Origin of the sequence: Psychromonas sp. MB-3u-54 (assembly GCF_002836415.1) — a bacterium.
GTDB lineage: Bacteria > Pseudomonadota > Gammaproteobacteria > Enterobacterales > Psychromonadaceae > Psychromonas.
In genome coordinates this window covers 20235-35665 of record NZ_PJBP01000108.1, presented here as the reverse complement: position 1 = coordinate 35665, position 15431 = coordinate 20235, and the positions used below count along the sequence as shown (strand labels likewise).

General features: G+C 39.4%; 12 protein-coding genes. All 12 read left to right on the top strand.

The window, feature by feature from the left end:
- The first annotated feature begins 701 nt into the window (after positions 1-701).
- Entirely contained in the window at positions 702-935 is a 234-nt protein-coding gene (hfq, locus tag CXF72_RS05085; RefSeq protein ID WP_101037359.1) for an RNA chaperone Hfq, read from the top strand.
- Between the two features lie 156 nt (positions 936-1091).
- On the top strand, positions 1092-2384 hold the full coding sequence (hflX, locus tag CXF72_RS05080; RefSeq protein ID WP_101037357.1) for a ribosome rescue GTPase HflX: 1293 nt from the start codon (positions 1092-1094) through the stop codon (positions 2382-2384).
- A 107-nt stretch (positions 2385-2491) separates the two neighbouring features.
- Positions 2492-3664 carry an FtsH protease activity modulator HflK gene (gene hflK / locus CXF72_RS05075; RefSeq protein WP_101037355.1) on the top strand — a complete coding sequence of 391 codons (1173 nt, stop codon included), beginning with the start codon at positions 2492-2494 and terminating at the stop codon, positions 3662-3664.
- On the top strand, positions 3664-4530 hold the full coding sequence (gene hflC / locus CXF72_RS05070; RefSeq protein WP_101037353.1) for a protease modulator HflC: 867 nt from the start codon (positions 3664-3666) through the stop codon (positions 4528-4530). The genes hflK and hflC overlap by 1 nt, the downstream gene beginning before the upstream one ends.
- 162 nt (positions 4531-4692) lie before the next feature.
- Complete coding sequence (locus CXF72_RS05065) at positions 4693-6006, top strand: adenylosuccinate synthase (protein WP_101037351.1); 1314 nt, start codon at positions 4693-4695, stop codon at positions 6004-6006.
- A 406-nt stretch (positions 6007-6412) separates the two neighbouring features.
- Complete coding sequence (treR, locus tag CXF72_RS05055; protein ID WP_101037349.1) at positions 6413-7372, top strand: trehalose operon repressor TreR; 960 nt, start codon at positions 6413-6415, stop codon at positions 7370-7372.
- A gap of 1140 nt (positions 7373-8512) precedes the next feature.
- Positions 8513-10387, top strand: a complete 1875-nt coding sequence (locus CXF72_RS05050; RefSeq protein ID WP_101037347.1) for an ATP-binding protein — start codon at positions 8513-8515, stop codon at positions 10385-10387.
- Positions 10380-11747 (top strand): sigma-54-dependent transcriptional regulator, encoded by a 1368-nt coding sequence (locus CXF72_RS05045; protein WP_101037345.1) that lies wholly within the window; start codon positions 10380-10382, stop codon positions 11745-11747. The genes CXF72_RS05050 and CXF72_RS05045 overlap by 8 nt, the downstream gene beginning before the upstream one ends.
- Positions 11748-11927: 180 nt before the next feature.
- Positions 11928-12962 carry a phosphate/phosphite/phosphonate ABC transporter substrate-binding protein gene (phnD, locus tag CXF72_RS05040; protein WP_101037343.1) on the top strand — a complete coding sequence of 345 codons (1035 nt, stop codon included), beginning with the start codon at positions 11928-11930 and terminating at the stop codon, positions 12960-12962.
- 77 nt (positions 12963-13039) lie between these two features.
- On the top strand, positions 13040-13810 hold the full coding sequence (gene phnC / locus CXF72_RS05035) for a phosphonate ABC transporter ATP-binding protein (protein ID WP_101037341.1): 771 nt from the start codon (positions 13040-13042) through the stop codon (positions 13808-13810).
- The gene (gene phnE / locus CXF72_RS05030) at positions 13798-14583 is read left to right on the top strand and encodes a phosphonate ABC transporter, permease protein PhnE (RefSeq protein WP_101037339.1); all 786 of its coding nucleotides are present in this window, start codon (positions 13798-13800) and stop codon (positions 14581-14583) included. Before phnC ends, phnE (CXF72_RS05030) begins: the two co-directional genes overlap by 13 nt.
- A complete protein-coding gene (phnE, locus tag CXF72_RS05025) occupies positions 14583-15386 on the top strand; it encodes a phosphonate ABC transporter, permease protein PhnE (RefSeq protein WP_101037337.1) in 804 nt (267 codons plus the stop codon). The genes phnE (CXF72_RS05030) and phnE (CXF72_RS05025) overlap by 1 nt, the downstream gene beginning before the upstream one ends.
- Positions 15387-15431: the final 45 nt, after the last annotated feature.

The following is a 15431-nucleotide window of genomic DNA, read 5'->3' as shown; positions in this document are numbered from 1 at the left end:
AACACTGATAATTTTGAACGAATCAAGGCGGTGCTATAAGCCGTAACCAACTGATTTGCCGTGCGGCAAAACTTTTGATTAAAAACACTGGGGCTACGCGGTTGGCAAAATATAACCTGGCTTGAAACAGGCGATGCGAATAATTTTGAACGTATCAAGGCGGTGCTATAAGCCGTAACCAACTGATTTGCCGTGCGGCAAGACTTTTTATTAAAAACACTGGGGTTACGCGGTTGGAAGGATGTGACTTGGCTTGAAACGGGGGACACTGATAATTTTGAACGAATCAAGGCGGTGCTATAAGCCGTAACCAACTGATTTGCCGTGCGGCAAAACTTTTGATTAAAAACACTGGGGCTACGCGGTTGGAAGGATGTGACCTGGCTTGAAACTGGAGACACTGATAATTTTGAACTGATAAAAGCCATGTTATAAGTAGTTATAAACCGTCAGAAGAGTGTTGTAATGACTGCAAAGGCAGTAGTGAACGCCTTTTTTTATGAATATTAAGTGGCATTTTAAAAGAAAATCCCCAATCAAGCCCCTGTTTTGACTGTCGGCGCGGCTAGAAAGTGTTATGGATCAAAATTTTGAGCAATCAAATCGGTTTTTATTTAACCATTGTTTATACTGAGCAGGTATTAATAACTATTGAATAACAGTGCATTGAAACTATCTAATAATAATAATAGGGAAACCCAATGTCAAAAGGACAGTCACTTCAAGACCCATTTTTAAATGCGTTACGCAAAGAGCATATTCCGGTTGCAATTTATTTAGTAAATGGCATCAAGTTACAGGGACAAATTGAGTCTTTTGATCAATTTGTTATTCTGTTGAAAAATACGGTCAGTCAAATGGTTTACAAACACGCTATTTCAACCGTTGTGCCTGCGCGGGCGATCGCGGCAATTCCACACGTTGAAAATGATTAAGCATAAAAACAGTTTATCGATCAATTTTGGCTTGCTTTGCGCAGGCCTTTTTTTTGTAGTATTTACCCCTTTTATATAAACTTTATTTTTATCCTATCCTTAAGTGGCTTATGTTAGGATGATAATTATTACTTTCCTTGTAGATTGGAGATTTATTTGTTTGATCGTTACGAAGCCGGAGAACGGGCTGTTTTAGTTCATATTGTTTTTTCTGATGAGAATAAAAAAGAAGATCTTGATGAACTAAAACACTTAGTGAGTTCTGCTGGTGTAAATACGCTTGATACTATTACCGGTCCCCGCAACGCCCCGCATGCTCGTTATTTTGTTGGCACGGGTAAAGCACAAGAAATTGCTGATGCTGTCAAAACACTGGGCGCTAATGTCGTTGTTTTTAATCATGCATTGACCCCGGCTCAACAACGTAATTTAGAAGCATTATGCGAATGTTTAGTGTTAGACAGAACTGCGCTGATTTTAGATATCTTTGCCCAACGTGCACGGACTTATGAGGGCAGACTGCAGGTAGAATTAGCGCAATTACGTTATCTTTCTACGCGACTTATTCGCGGCTGGACGCATTTGGAACGACAAAAAGGGGGCATCGGATTACGTGGTCCGGGTGAAACGCAATTAGAAACCGATAGACGTTTACTGAGAGCACGGATCAGTACCATTAAATCGCGTTTAGCAAAAGTGGAAAAACAGCGTGATCAGGGGCGCCGGGCTCGCAAGCGTAATGAAGTGCCAACCCTTGCATTGGTTGGATATACCAATGCGGGTAAATCCACGCTATTTAATCACCTTACCAATGCGGGGGTTTACGCTGCCGATCAACTATTTGCCACACTTGACCCTACGCTGCGTAAAGTGGATGTCGTGGATGTCGGCACTTGTATTTTAGCCGATACTGTCGGTTTTATTCGTCACTTGCCCCATGATTTGGTCGCGGCCTTTAAAGCCACGCTGCAGGAAACCCGTGACGCTACATTATTATTACATATTGTAGATTGTGCAGATCCCTGTTACCACGATAATATCGTGGCTGTGCAAACCGTCTTAGATGAGATTGGAGCCGATGATGTACCGCAGCTGATGATCATGAATAAAATTGATGACGTTGATGGTATCGAGGCGCATGTTGATTTTGATGAGTTGGGAAAACCTGCGAAGGTGTGGTTATCTGCACAAACCGGTGCAGGTGTAGAGCTGTTATTTGAATCGTTAACCACGCTCTTATCGGGACAGATTCGTTCGCTGCAGCTTGCTATACCATCAGAGAAGGGAAAATTACGCGCTTTATTTTACCAGCTAGACTGTATTGAAGATGAGTCTTATGCTGAGAATGGCGATTGTATATTGGATATTCGTTTAAATGCTATTGAGTGGCAGCGCTTGATAAAACAGCAGGGTGCCTCCATAGAGGAGTATGTGGTTAACGTTAAATAGCTTTTTTGATCAACTCACCGCATATTATGTCATGTTTTCTTTATTATTAGAGTGAACATTGCTACATTGCTTAACACTTTTTTGTATTATTAAATCGGGAGCTATATATGGCTTGGAACGAACCGGGAAAAGATAAAGACCCGTGGAAAAACAATGATAAAAAGAAAGATCAGGGACCGCCTGATCTTGATGTTATTTTCCAGAAATTATCAAAATTATTCAGTGGTTTGTTTGGTAAAAAGCCTTCTTCAGACGACAGTGGTAATAAGAATGGCGGTAATATTGCCATTATTGCCGTGTTTGGACTAATTGCTATTGTTTGGTTTGTCAGTGGTTGGTATACGATTAAAGAATCTGATCGTGGTGTCGTATTACGTTTTGGTGCTTATCATTCTCAAGTTGAAGCGGGTTTGCATTGGAATCCAAAGTTTGTTGATCAAATTATTCCGATTAACGTTGAAGCATTTCGAACTATGCCAACAACCGGTTTCATGCTGACTGAAGATGAAAATATTGTTAAGGTCGGCATGGAAGTACAGTACCGTATTGTTGCGCCGGAAAAATACTTGTTTAGTGTTACTAATGCGGATAACAGTTTATTGCAGGCATTAGACAGTTCACTGCGTTTTGTTGTTGGTCATTCGACTATGGATGATGTGTTAACAACAGGGCGTGAAGTGGTGCGCCAAGAAACATGGGTAATGATCGACGAGATCACCGCATCGTACAATTTAGGTATCGACATTGTGGATGTTAACTTACAACAAACCCGTCCGCCTGAAGAAGTGAAAGATGCTTTTGATGATGCTATTGCGGCACAGGAAGATGAACAGCGTTTTATACGTGAAGCTGAAGCTTATGAACGTGAAAAAGCACCCATTGCTCGTGGTCAGGTGAAACGTATTGAACAGCAGGCATTAGCCTATAAAGAAGGTCTGATTTTAAAAGCTGAGGGTGAAGTGGCCCGCTTTAATCAATTATTACCTCAATATCAGGCTAACCCTGAAGTGACGCGTCAACGTCTCTATCTGGAAACGATGGAATCGGTATTAAATAACACTTCTAAAGTGCTTATTGATAATAATGCTGGTGGTAATTTAACTTTTCTTCCATTGGATAAATTGATGGGTGACAGCACCGCTAAAGCAGGCGTTGAGAATGGCGTTTCAGAAATCGAAACACGTTCACGTGCCGATGAAAAAGCCGATCAAGATGAACGAGCGGGCGGAAATATTCCGCTGAGTCGCAGTAGTAACAGAAGCTCCGGGAGAGACTACTAATGAATAAATTATTAATACTTCCAGCACTGATTATTGCGATGCTTTTCAGCAGTGCATTTGTTATCACGGAAGGGCAGCACGGCATAGTAATGCAGTTTAGTAAAGTTAAACGTGACTCAGCGGGAGAGCCCGTTGCTTATCCGCCTGGCTTACACTTTAAAATTCCTTTTATTGATTCCGTGCGCAGCATGGACACGCGTATTCAAACCTTGGATGATAAAGCGGATCGCTTTGTGACTTCTGAGAAAAAAGATTTAATCATCGACTCTTATGTGAAATGGCAGATTGATGATTTAGCGGTTTATTTTCTGGCAACAGGCGGCAATAAAATGCAGGCTGAAGCTTTACTTAAACGTAAAATCAATAATGGATTACGCAGTGAGATAGGTTCGCATACTATTAAGGATATTGTCTCGGGTAAACGCGGTCAAGTGATGGAAACAGCACTGAAACGTATGGCTCGTTCAAGTGAATTAGGTATTAAGGTAGTTGATGTTCGTATTAAACGAATCAATTTACCTGAAGAAGTCAGCAACAGTGTTTACAAGCGGATGCGTGCTGAGCGAACAGCGGTGGCAAAAGAACATCGTTCTAAAGGTCAAGAGCAATCAGAAGTGATTCGCGCTAATATTGACCGGAAAGTATCTATCATGCTCGCTCAAGCCAATAAAGAATCTTTGCAGATTCGCGGTGTGGGTGATGCAGAGTCTTCACAGATATATGGCGACTCTTATTCACAGGATGCTGAGTTTTTCTCTTTTTTACGCAGTATGAAAGCGTATGAAAAAAGTTTTACCGGGAAAGATGACGTCATGGTATTAAGCCCTGACTCTGACTTCTTTAAGTATATGAACAATAAAGATTAATTTTAATTTTTATTATTGAAAAAGGGCGGTTTACCGCCCTTTTTTGTGTCTTCAATAAAGCCGTATATAGATTAGTTCGTAAAGATCTTAACATCGTGCTTGAAATGCAGGTTTAATGTTTGCTAAAATCTGCGTTTAATTCGCTAGAGATATGTAATTCTGATGGGAAATAATGTAGTAGTACTTGGCACTCAATGGGGTGACGAAGGTAAAGGCAAGGTCGTAGACCTGCTAACTGACAAAGCACAATGGGTTGTTCGCTATCAAGGTGGGCACAATGCCGGTCACACACTTGTAATTGATGGTGAGAAAACAGTTCTTCATCTTATCCCATCGGGAATCCTGCGCGATAACGTAAAATGTGTTATCGGAAACGGCGTGGTGTTATCACCGGAAGCTTTATTAGAAGAACTGAAAATGCTTGAAGATCGCGGTGTGCCTGCAAAAGAACGTTTGCATATTAGTGAAGGCTGTCCTTTAATTCTTCCGTATCATATTGCCCTTGATGCTGCACGTGAACTTGCTCGTGGTGATAAAGCGATTGGTACAACAGGCCGTGGTATTGGTCCTGCCTATGAAGATAAAGTTGCTCGTCGCGGATTACGCGTTGATGATCTCTTCAATATGGAAACCTTTGCGGTCAAGCTGAAGGAAGTGATTGATTACCATAATTTCCAATTAGTTAATTACTACAAAGTAGAAGCGGTTAACTTTGATGAAGTATTAAAACAGGTGCAAAATGTTGCAGACCTGCTTATTAGTATGGTGATCGATGTAACGGACGAACTTGATAAAGCCCGTTTACGTGGTGAAAATATATTATTTGAAGGCGCTCAGGGCACACTGCTTGATATTGATCACGGTACCTACCCTTATGTAACCTCTTCAAATACAACCGCTGGTGGTGTTGCTACGGGCAGTGGTTTTGGTCCTGCTCATATTGATTATGTATTAGGTATTGTCAAAGCTTATACTACACGTGTTGGATCGGGTCCTTTCCCAACTGAATTGTATGATGGTGTCGATAAACTTGATCCGGCTGGTAAACATCTTGGTACGGTCGGGCATGAGTTTGGCGCAACAACAGGTCGTTTACGTCGAACAGGCTGGTTTGATGCCGTTGCCATTAAACGTGCGGTGCAATTAAACAGTATTACCGGTTTCTGCTTAACTAAACTTGATGTTTTAGATGGTTTGGAAGAAATTAAAATATGTACGGCCTACAAAATGCCCGGCGATAAACTGGTAGACGTTCCGCCAATGTGTGCAGATGGTTATGAGCAAGCAGTACCTGTTTATGAAAGCATGCCTGGCTGGACTGAAAGTTCTTTTGGGGTAACATCATTCGACGCACTGCCAGAAAATGCGAAGGCATATGTCAGACGCTTAGAAGAAGTGACGGGCATACCCATGGACATTATCTCGACAGGTCCGGATCGTAATGAAACTATTCTTCAGGTTAATCCGTTTAACTAAGTAAATGTTCAGATCTTAATAAAAAGCCCTTATACTTGTAAAGTAATAAGGGCTTTTTTGATCTATTGGCCGTCTGAAATTTATTGAAATTCCTGCTATTACAGCGATAATAAACAAGCCTTTTTCAACTCGAGTAGGGCCTGTTTATCTTTCGAGATTTTTTTGCAGCAGTTTGTAGATTCTTTATACAAGGCAAAGCTTATGCAGTGTAGTTACTCTACATAAATAAGCGATAACGCAGTAGAAAGGGGCTACAAAGGCTGCCCGAAGGGTTCGGCTAAAAGAATTTTACTCTTTGTTGTGAGGTATTTACTTAGAATGACTAGGTTGCACACCTCACGTCGCGATTAAAACGCTTTTATCTCGAACAAAAATTAACCACGAAAGATAAGCGGGCCCCAAACTTATGACAAAAAAATTAACTATTCTTGATATTGCCAAGTTAGCCGGGGTTGGAAAATCAACCGTTTCCCGCGTTTTAACTAACGACCCTAAAGTAAAGGCCAGTACTCGGGAAAAGGTGCAGCGACTTATTCAGGAATCCGGTTTTGTGCCATCGAAATCGGCCCAAACTCTGGGGGGCGGACGTACCAAAGTTATCGGTATTATTGTATCTCGTTTGGATTCCGCATCTGAAAATAAAGTAGTGAGTGCTATTCTGGCAGTGATCTATGCAGCGGGTTACGATGCGCTGATTATGGAAGGGCAATTTAGTGCAGCAAAAACGAATGAGCATTTAGCCGTTTTGCAAAAAAGGAATGTTGATGGTGTTATTCTATTTGGTTTTACCGATTGTGATTTATCAAGCGTTGAAAAGTTAGGGCATAAAGCCGTGGTTATTGCCGTTGACAGTAAGCATGTTTCATCCGTTGGTTATGATAATGTTGGTATTATTGAACAGGCAATGAACTATATGCACGCACAGGGAAAGCAGCATATTAGTTTTGTCGGTGTCGATATTAAGGATAAAACCACAGGCTTAATGCGTCTTAATGCTTATTTGGATTATTGTCAGTCTGCCAATATAAAACCTCACTATCAAACCGGGTTATTGAGTTATCACAGTGCTTATGAACTCACTGATTTGGTGCTGATGCCTGAAACAGAGGCAATTGTTTGTGCCAGTGATACCTTAGCGATGGGGGTTGCTAAACGTCTTCAGGAACTTGGCCGCAGCGAAATACTGGTCTCGGGCGTGGGAGCAACAGATTTATTAGCTTTCATTTTTCCTAATACATTCAGTATCGATCCCGGTTATTACGCCGTAGGTCAAACCTCTGCTGAACTACTGCTCAAACAGTTAGAAGGAGGGCGTAAAGTGATCCACATTACCCAACAGGCCTTCCCAGCCAATCTATCTTCATAGGCACTAAACTCATTTTCTGGTTATTTAAGCAGGTTTAAATAAATGCTTAGCAGACATAAAATGCTGTTTTAGTGATGACGCTTGATTTGATGCGTTTGTTATAACCACTTCATGAGCAGCTGAAGCTGTTCAAAATTACAAGTCCAAGATGTAATAGCAAAGCTTAATGCGCGCCTATAAAAAAAGCTAAGCTATAAAACGCCAGCCCAATACCAGGCGGCTATGGCGGCTTAAGTTATGCATTTCAATATTAAACCTGCCCAATATAAAAATGTTCTGAGTAAGGCATGAGGAGATTGTTCTTTTCGGATATAAAAAAATTATTACCCTTAATCTTAATGAACACCAGATACTGATACCAGGTATCACCGAGTTCCTCAATAATAACTTAAACCGTGCTTTTTACACCACTGATGGATCATTTCCACACTGACCACCATCCTTTGTAATGCAAACAATGCTTGGAATTCTCGAAAGCTAAGTGTAGAAAACGGATACTGCCAAAGAGCTGAGTAAGGTAATGATAACCTGCATAGATACTAGAATTTTTCATCTACAGATTATCGCACAATTAGTTTAGTGGTTGTTAAGTTGAGAATACTGTGCAGAATTATAATATTACGAACATTAATGTGCTCGAAAGCATACTTTCTCCGCGCCAATGTTTGACATTTGTTAATAGGGTGTAAGCTCGTTGTTAATGGGCGGTCCTCTTCTATTGCACCTAAGTTTTTCTAAGCCGCAACGTAAATAGCCAAGGTTTTAACATAGTGAACATCAATGTCCTCTCATTTAAAGGCTAAGGGCTTTAAAAATAGATCGTTGCCCTAGAGTAAGTCACTGCGGGAGCATGTATAAACTCACTAGAATGAATGAATCACTATTCCTCATTACCAGTCTTTATTCGCTATTTTTATTTCATCATTTCACCAGCCGCTTCTGGTCGGACTCCCCTAGGATGAAAGCTTTAAGAGCAAATTCACCATCGGTATTCAGGTGCACATGAATGCAATGTACTGTACTGACCTTGTTGACATACTGCGGCAAGGATAAATATTACAAATTGTATATGTAATTAAACAGGTAATGATCAATGCCCAAAAAAATAAACGATGTTAATAAAGCCATTATAGAGACGCTATGTTGCTAGTAAAAACAAAATATTCTGGTATTGGATTTAGGCTTTTTTTTGCGTTCAGCGTACTTGCTCTTTCGACTATTTTAGTCTCCAGCGTTTCATACTCAACGTTTAATGAAACGTTAAGCCGACTGACAAAAATCCAACAGAAAGATATGGTTTCTTTAGAGGAAGCCGCCCGGCTTAATGATCTTGCTCGCGTCATTATTGCAACTTCATTTATTATTCTTTCTGCTGAATCTGATCAAGAGCGTGACCAAGCGATCAATGAAATTGAATATTCTCTTGTCACTATGAGTGAATTAATGAGTAATTTTCCGGATTATAATCATTATTTCAAAAACCTCATCAGTCAGATTAATTACAATCTAAGCCTGCTTTATGCCAATGAAGTAAAAATACAGGTATTAAACGCAGAGTTCAGAGATCTTTTAGGTGGTTTATTCCCTTATTTGAGTGAGACGGATCAATGGTTTTCGATGTTAACAGCAGAGCAAAGGTTACGTATTGATCACAGTAAGCTGAGAAGATTACTTCATTATCAATTTGGTCTGGCTGAAAAACTCTATAACGACCTTACATATAATGAGCTTGATAACACTATTTTACGATTAGAAAATGTGGGTAATGATTGGTGGGTATATTGGCAAAGAGGGCAGTTAGAGGGCCATTATGGAGAACTAAAAAAACGCCTTTTGTTAATCAAGAATATGATGTCCAGAAAGGGCAAGCTGTTTGAACTAAAGAATCAGGAGATTGATTTAAGCTATCAACAGAAATTTCTCTGGGAGAATAGCCGATTGCAGATACATCAACTTGCAGTGCAAGTGGAAAGTTATGCTCAACGAGTGAACAAACAGGTTGATGATGAAATTGATCTAACAAAAAAAAGGTTAACGACGAATATGGCGTTAGCACTTTTAATTTCATTTTTTAGCCTTTGCGCCGCGATATTTTTTTCCTGGTTTTATGTTAAAAATAATATTTTGCAACGCATTCGCGATTTGCAATCAAGCATGCGTTTAATTTCTTCGGGAAAACTTAACACGCTAATTAATATCAAAGGCCATGATGAGATCGCTGAAATGGCCAAGGACGTTCTTTTGTTTCAAGAAAACTCCCACAAATTGGAGCAAACCAATAAACAACTAATATCGTTACAAAATGAATTAGTGCAATCAGGAAAGTTGGCTGCTTTGGGGGAACTCAGTGTGGGTATAACACATGAAATAAACCAACCATTAACGGCTGTACATAGCCACTTGCATAGTGCCTCAATTTGGTTGGAAAGAAAGCAGCTGGACAAGGTAAAAAATAACTTATGCAAGATAGAAAAACTACTCGCTAAAACCTCGGTAATAACCCAGCATTTGAAATCATTTGCACGTAAATCAGATGGCAAACTTGAAAAAGTCAGTGCTAATAGCGTGATCACAGAAGCACTTGAATTGTTATCAAGCCGTATTGATAATGGCAAATGTACTATTACTTATATTAACGTTAATAACTATTTTGTTTGGGCAAATGCAATCCGTCTTGAACAGGTCATGGTTAATATTATTGCGAATGCTTTAGATGCAGTGGTAGGAGTAAATGAAGCTAATATTCATATTTCTCTGACAGAAAATGACGACACTATTTTTATAAAGGTGAAAGATAACGGTGAAGGTATTTTAAGTGACGATTTAGTTCATATTTTTGACCCTTTCTTTAGTAAAAAGATGGTCGGGAAGGGACTCGGTTTAGGCCTGTCGATTACTTTTAATATTATTAAAGATTTTAATGGGAACTTGTCAGTACAGTCAGAGTTAGGAAAAGGCGCGACTTTTACCATTGAATTAAAAAAAATCAAGAGAGATTATTCTAAAAATGCATAATACTAAAACAGTTGTCTTGATCGACGATGAAATAGATGTAATTGAAGCCTTAATGGAAATGCTTGAGTTAGAAGGCTTTGAAGTGTTGCCGTTTACGGATCCTAAAGTGGCTTTAAGATCCTTACGGCCTGATTGTTATTGCATTGTTCTATGCGATGTTAAAATGCCTCATATTGATGGTTTAACACTGCTCGATGCGGTGAAAAAACGCGTAGTTGGTTTGCCGGTTTTATTAATGAGTGGGCATGGTGATATTCCGATGGCTACTCAAGCAATAAAGAATGGCGCCTATGATTTTTTAGAAAAACCCATGGTGCCGTCGGATTTAATTATAAAATTAAATGAAGCCTTTGCTTCTCTTAAATTAGAAATACCTGGCTGCTCTTTGGATAATAATAAATCTCCTACCATAGAAGAACTTGTCATTGGAGAATCAAAAAGTATAGAGCAGATAAGGCAACAAATACTGCTGTTGGCAAAAACTGGGGTTGATACGATTATTAATGGTGATACGGGCACAGGCAAAGAAGTGGTTGCTAATGCCTTGCATCAATTTAGCCAGAGAAGAGATCAGGCTTTTGTTGCCATTAACTGTGGAGGTATGACTGAGAGTATTATTGAAAGTGAATTATTTGGCCACGAATTAGGTTCATTTACTAATGCAAGTAAGAAACGCATTGGTAAAATAGAGCTCGCAAATAACGGAACACTTTTTCTAGATGAGGTTGAGAGTATGCCTATCTCAGTGCAAATAAAACTGTTACGCGTATTGCAGGAAAGGGTGGTTGAGCGTGTCGGCGGCAATAAACTTATTCCCGTTAATATTGTTGTTATTGCTGCGAGTAAAGCAAATCTAGAAGCGTTAAGTGATCAAGGGCTTTTTAGGAAAGATTTGTTTTATCGTTTAAATGTTGCCAGTATCAATATACCCAAATTGAATAATCGGATTGAAGATGTGCATCCTCTGTTTTGTCACTTTGTCAAAAAATCCTGCCAAAAATTTCAAACTCAATCACCCATTCTTTTATGTGCACAATTACTTGCTCTTAATATGCATGACTGGCCCGGTAATGCCCGTGAATTAAGAAATGTTGCCGATAGATTTGTATTAGGTATCGACGGACAAGGCTTTAATTTGCAGAACACGGTTTCAACAAATTCGGATGAAGGTTTTGATTTTGATCTGCAAATGGAAGGTTATGAAAAAGCGCTGTTATCGGAAGCATTAGCAAAATCAGAAGGTAATATTAATGCTTCTTCTGAACAGCTAAACCTGCCCAGAAAAACGTTATATCGTAAATTAAAAAAATATAACATTAATAAATCAGATTTTAGAGCGAAGGTAAATAAAGGGACATGAATGACCCTTTAGGCTGTTTTTACTGATTAACTAAAATGACTAAACTGACTCAAATATATTGTTCCTTTTCTTTCTTGATGTTTAATTTGTTGATTTATATATCTTTATTTATTTTGGCATAAGAGTTGCTATATAAGTATTGATAGGTTAATCATAAATCCATAACAAAAAGGAAGTCATATGAACAAATTATACAAAGGATTAATTCTTGCGACTGCATTATCTGTACCGACGCTAGCACTTGCTGATCAGTGTAAAAATCGAGGCGTACTTGATGATAGGTACTGTGATGAAAATAATGATTTAGTGGCTGATTCGCCTAAAGACCCGGAAAAATGGCGAGACCCTAGTACATTAGTTTTTACTTATACACCCGTTGAAGATCCTGCTGTTTATAAAGATGCTTTTAAAGATTTCCAGGAGCATTTAAGTAAAATTACAGGTAAACGTGTTATTTATTACACCGTTCATTCTAACTCCGCGCAAGTTGAAGCAATGCGTTCCGGTCGTTTACATATTGCCGGATTTTCCACTGGCCCTACAGGCTACGCAGTTAATTTAGCAGGTTATGTTCCGATTGCAGTTAAAGGCACGGCGGAAGGTTTTGAGGGATATAATCTTATTACTATCACTAGAAAGGATAGTGGTATTAATGAAATGTTAGATCTAAAAGAGAGAAAAGTAGCGCATACTTCTGCTTCTTCAAATTCGGGTAATTTAGCGCCTCGTGCTTTATTTCCCCCTCAAGGCATAGTGCCGGATAAAGACTATAAAGTATTTTATTCCGGTAAGCATGATCAGTCAATCTTAGGCGTCTACAACGGCGATTATGATGCGGCACCCGTTGCTTCTGATGTTTATGAGCGAATGGTCTCCGCAGGTCGTGTTGATGATGAAAATCTTAAAATTATTTATCGTAGCCCAAAATTTCCAACCTCAGCTTTTGGTTATGCTAATGATCTCCACCCTGATCTAGTTAAAAAAATCCAAGAAGCTTTTTCAACTTATCGCTTTACACCTGAAATGAGTGCCACTTTCAAAGGTGCGGACAGGTTTTATCCTATTACGTATAAAAAAGAATGGGGTGTGATTCGTGATATCGCTCATACAACAGGAACTGCTTATACAAAAGCTGGCTTACAAAAATTAGCACAAAAGGCAGCTGCTAAAAAAGCAGCCAAACGTGCCGCTGCATTAATTGCTGACCAACAATAAAAAATAAGTTTGGGGTGTCTGCACTTTTTTTGTCGGCACTCTACTTAACCTTTTAGCTGATACAAGGAATAGCCACCATGGGCTCTACAAGTTCTAACGCAATTAAAATTAACAATCTCCATCATGAATATGTTGCCGGTAAACCGGTTCTTAAAGGTATTAATATTGATATCAATGAATCTGGCATTGTAGCAATCATCGGTCCTTCAGGGACAGGGAAAAGCACACTTCTGAAATGCATTAATCGCTTAAATGATCCTAGTGATGGTGAAATACTCTTTGATGGTGAAGATTTGACCAAACTTAAAGGTCAAGCCTTGCGTAAAATACGCAGACATATTGGCATGGTTTTTCAGGAATATAATCTAGTTGAACGACTTACTGTTTTAGAAAATGTGTTAAGTGGTCGTTTAGGGTATATGAGCTCATGGGATGCATGGCGAAGAAACTATAAACAAGAAGATTTAAAACAAGCATTTGAACTGTTGGATTTAGTCGGGTTAACTGAATTTGCCAATCAAAGAGCAGATGGTTTATCCGGTGGGCAACGACAAAGGGTCGGTATTGCAAGAGCGGTTATGCAGGGGCCATATCTATTATTGGCTGATGAACCGACTTCATCTCTGGATCCGAAAACTGCTGTTGAGATTATGGAGCTAATGGAAACATTTGCGCAACGAAATGATATCCCGGTTTTGCTTAATATCCATGATGTTAATCTGGCCAAGCGTTATGCGAAACGAATCATAGGGATGGCCAATGGTAAAGTTCACTACGATGGCCCGCCTGAAGATATTAGCGAAGCAGACCTTAAAGTTATTTACGGGGGTGAATCATGGATGGAATAACGAATCAAAAATTAAATCCGTTTAAACCTTCACTAGTAAATCGCCTTCTGTGGGTCGTCATTATTGCTTATATATTTTACAGTATTAGCTCTTTAGGATTAACAGTTGAGCGTATTTTACTTGGTTTTGGTGAGAGTGAACGTCTACTTTCTAGAATGTTTCCGCCAAATTTTTCGCGCGTAAGTTTGTTAGTCAGTGGCGTTGCTGAAAGCTTGCAAATTGCGATTATTTCTAGTTTTTTTGGGATTATTATTTCATTGTTTATCGGCCTGCTAGCTGCACGCAATATGATGCCTCTCATTATAACTGCGCCGATCCGTGCTTTTATTGCCTTATGTCGTTCATTTCATCCCGTAATTATCGCGATTATTTTTGTTAAAGCGGTTGGTTTTGGAGCACTTGCAGGAATATTAACGTTGATAGTTGCATCGATTGGTTTTATTGCCAAATTATTTGCTGAAGCGATTGAAGAAATATCTTTCAACCCCGTTGAAGCAATCAAGGCAACGGGAGCCAGTTTTTTTAGTGTGATTATTTATGCGGTCATGCCACAGGTGTTTACTCGCTTTATTGGATTTGCTAGCTATCAATTAGACTCAAACTTAAGAAATTCGACTATGGTTGGCATTGTTGGTGCCGGTGGGCTAGGCGGGACTCTATTCTCTGCATTTCAACGATTTGATTACGATTTTGTCGCTGCAATTCTACTTACCATTATCGCCATTATTCTGGTTGGTGAAATGCTCTCAAATATAGTTAGAAGGATTTTCTAATGACAACTTCAAGTATCGATTTAGAGTGGAAAAGGTTTACTTTAAAGGAAAGGCTATCTCGGTTTAGTGTCTACCTTATTATTGTGATGTCATTGCTCTGGTCTTGGCAAAGTGTCGAAGTGATTTATGAGTTTTTATACGATGCGCCTGAGCAATTGGTGGACATGTTTGAACGCATGACGCCACTGGATTACGCCTCTTATCCAACCACTATCCATGATGCCTTAATTGAAACCCTGCATATCGCGACGTTAGGTACGCTTATAACGTTAATTTTTGCAGTGCCTTTAGCCTTATTAAATGCACCTAATATAACACCCAATAAGGCGCTTAATTGGATTGCACAATTCTTTTTAGTTTCGACGCGATCCATTAACTCGTTAGTCTGGGCTTTGTTATTTATTGCATTATTTGGACCAGGGGTGATTGCTGGAATCATGGCAATTGCTATTCGCAGTATTGGCTTTGTTGGTAAGTTATTATCGGAAGCATTAGCGGAAGTGAACATGGGGACAATTGAGGCGTTAAAAGCAACGGGTGCGCCTTGGGGGAGTATTTTAGTTAAAGGTTACTGGCCACAAGTGATGCCTGCTTTTTATTCTATTGTACTCTTTCGATGGGATATTAACGTTCGGGAGTCTGCTGTATTAGGACTGGTTGGTGCTGGTGGGATAGGTGTTGTGCTTAATGATGCGCAAAACTTGTTCCAATGGCCAAAAGTGGCGATGGTATTAGTGAGCATATTCGCGGTGGTTATTGTTGCTGAAATTGTTGCGATTCAGATCCGTAAACGATTGATATAGTCTAAGATTTAAATAACTTAACAAATTTATTACCAGCTGGGCTTG

Coding starts and splice junctions, on each gene's coding strand:
- hfq (WP_101037359.1), top strand. CDS start 702: ATGTCAAAAGGACAGTCACTTCAAGACCCATTTTTAAATGCGTTACGC.
- hflK (WP_101037355.1), top strand. CDS start 2,492: ATGGCTTGGAACGAACCGGGAAAAGATAAAGACCCGTGGAAAAACAAT.
- hflC (WP_101037353.1), top strand. CDS start 3,664: ATGAATAAATTATTAATACTTCCAGCACTGATTATTGCGATGCTTTTC.
- CXF72_RS05065 (WP_101037351.1), top strand. CDS start 4,693: ATGGGAAATAATGTAGTAGTACTTGGCACTCAATGGGGTGACGAAGGT.
- treR (WP_101037349.1), top strand. CDS start 6,413: ATGACAAAAAAATTAACTATTCTTGATATTGCCAAGTTAGCCGGGGTT.
- CXF72_RS05050 (WP_101037347.1), top strand. CDS start 8,513: ATGTTGCTAGTAAAAACAAAATATTCTGGTATTGGATTTAGGCTTTTT.
- CXF72_RS05045 (WP_101037345.1), top strand. CDS start 10,380: ATGCATAATACTAAAACAGTTGTCTTGATCGACGATGAAATAGATGTA.
- phnD (WP_101037343.1), top strand. CDS start 11,928: ATGAACAAATTATACAAAGGATTAATTCTTGCGACTGCATTATCTGTA.
- phnC (WP_101037341.1), top strand. CDS start 13,040: ATGGGCTCTACAAGTTCTAACGCAATTAAAATTAACAATCTCCATCAT.
- phnE (WP_101037339.1), top strand. CDS start 13,798: ATGGATGGAATAACGAATCAAAAATTAAATCCGTTTAAACCTTCACTA.
- phnE (WP_101037337.1), top strand. CDS start 14,583: ATGACAACTTCAAGTATCGATTTAGAGTGGAAAAGGTTTACTTTAAAG.